Here is a 322-nt window from a genome sequence, read left to right on the forward strand (position 1 = left end):
TTACCCCCTTAGAAAATTTGCATAAATGGCATTAATCGAGCCATTTTAGGGGGAACCTGCCGGGAAACAATAGTGCTTCTTGGGCAACCTTTCTATTTATCAAGAGTCGTCCAATTTACCCCCGCTTGCGATACAACATGCACCGGCCCCAGTCTCTCGGCAGATTCGCCACGCTAGCCGGATTGGCAAGAAAGCCCGCCAGTACCTGCTCATACAGTGGCAAGCTACCGGCGTAACGCGGCTGACGCATGGATACCGAAGTACCCAAGTGTTTGAGCATGAAATAGTCAGCCAGCACATCGCCCTGAGCCTCCATGTTGTA

General features: G+C 51.6%; 1 protein-coding gene. It reads right to left on the reverse strand.

The window, feature by feature from the left end; all coding sequences use genetic code 11:
• Window positions 1-115 precede the first annotated feature (115 nt).
• The coding region (locus D0817_RS27070) for a hypothetical protein (RefSeq protein ID WP_238160963.1) at window positions 116-322 on the reverse strand (207 nt) is incomplete at its 5' end.

It is taken from the genome of Flavobacterium cupreum (assembly GCF_003996965.1).
GTDB classification, from domain to species: Bacteria; Bacteroidota; Bacteroidia; order Flavobacteriales; family Flavobacteriaceae; genus Flavobacterium; species Flavobacterium cupreum.